The sequence below is a fragment of the Bradyrhizobium sp. 141 genome, from assembly GCF_023074055.1.
Taxonomy (GTDB): Bacteria; Pseudomonadota; Alphaproteobacteria; order Rhizobiales; family Xanthobacteraceae; genus Bradyrhizobium.
In genome coordinates this window covers 1-1,132 of the sequence record NZ_JADPKR010000006.1, presented here as the reverse complement: position 1 = coordinate 1,132, position 1,132 = coordinate 1, and the positions used below count along the sequence as shown (strand labels likewise).

3 protein-coding genes are annotated in these 1,132 nt (G+C 59.4%); all 3 read right to left on the bottom strand.

Features of this window, described 5'->3' with window-relative positions; translation table 11 throughout:
• The coding region (locus IVA81_RS02265) for a DDE-type integrase/transposase/recombinase (RefSeq protein WP_247311617.1) at positions 1-287 on the bottom strand (287 nt) is incomplete at its 3' end.
• Positions 226-765, bottom strand: a complete 540-nt coding sequence (locus tag IVA81_RS02260; protein WP_247311614.1) for an IS3 family transposase — start codon at positions 763-765, stop codon at positions 226-228. The genes IVA81_RS02260 and IVA81_RS02265, both read right to left, overlap by 62 nt.
• On the bottom strand, positions 762-1,055 hold the full coding sequence (locus tag IVA81_RS02255) for a transposase (RefSeq protein ID WP_247311611.1): 294 nt from the start codon (positions 1,053-1,055) through the stop codon (positions 762-764). Before IVA81_RS02255 ends, IVA81_RS02260 begins: the two co-directional genes overlap by 4 nt.
• Between the last annotated feature and the right edge of the window lie 77 nt (positions 1,056-1,132).

Genomic DNA, 1,132 nt, shown 5'->3' with positions numbered 1-1,132 from the left:
TTGTAAAAGCTCATCCATGATCCGATGCCATCTCGCGCTTCGCGTCCGTCGGCATAGGCTTTCAGATGCACTTCCTCGTACTTGATCGAGCGCCACAGCCGTTCGATGAAAATATTGTCCATGAAACGACCGCGTCCGTCCATCGAAATCGCAATGCCTACAGCCTCAAGCCTGCCGGTGAAGGCCGAGCTGGTGAACTGCGCGCCCTGATCCGTGTTGAATATTTTAGGCCGGCCGTGCCGCGCCAGCGCTTCGTCGAGCGCGGCGATGCAAAAGCCCGTATCCATCGTGTTCGACAGACGCCACGCCAGTACCGCCCGGGTAGCCGATGATCGCCACCAGATACAGGAATCCCTGCGCCATCGGAATGTAGGTGATGTCGCTGGCCCAGACGTGATTGGGCTCGGTGATGCTGACGCCGCGCAAAAGATATGGATAGATCTTGTGGCCGGGCGCTGCCTTGCTGGTGCCGGGACGCGGGACCAGCGCCTCGATTCCCATCACGCGCATCAGCCTTTGCATGCGCTTGCGGTTGATGCCGTAGCCTGCCTGGTTGAGTTCGAACACCATTCGTCGCGAGCCGTAGAACGGCCACTTCAGATGCAATTCGTCGATCCGTCGCATCATGGCCAGATCGTCGGAGCTGGTCACCGGCTCGGAGCGATAGACGCCCGAACGCGCCAGATTCAGCAGCTCACATTGCCGCCGAACCGACAAATTCTCGCCAGGGCGCTCGACCATCGCCCTGCGCTCGGGGACAGTCATCGCCCGGGCCTCTTGGCCAAGAAATCCCTTTCAACCGTCAACTGGCCAATCTTGGTATATAGCTTCGCCATCTCACGCTCATGCTCCTCCTCGCCATCTCCCAAAGCCGTCGCGCCACGCACGAACAGGCTCGCCAAATTGTCGAGGACTTGCTTCTTCCAGCCGTAGATCTGGTTCGGGTGAACGCCGTGCCGCTTCGCCAGTTCAGGCACCGTCGCGACCTCGCGCAGGGCCTCCAGGGCTATCTTGGCCTTGAATGCGGCATCGAACTTCTTGCGTGATTTCGTCATATCCGTGCTCCGTCGGTTCAAACAGAGCAGGACGCTTCACACCTTAACGTTTGGTCCTATTTCCGGGGTCCACTTCA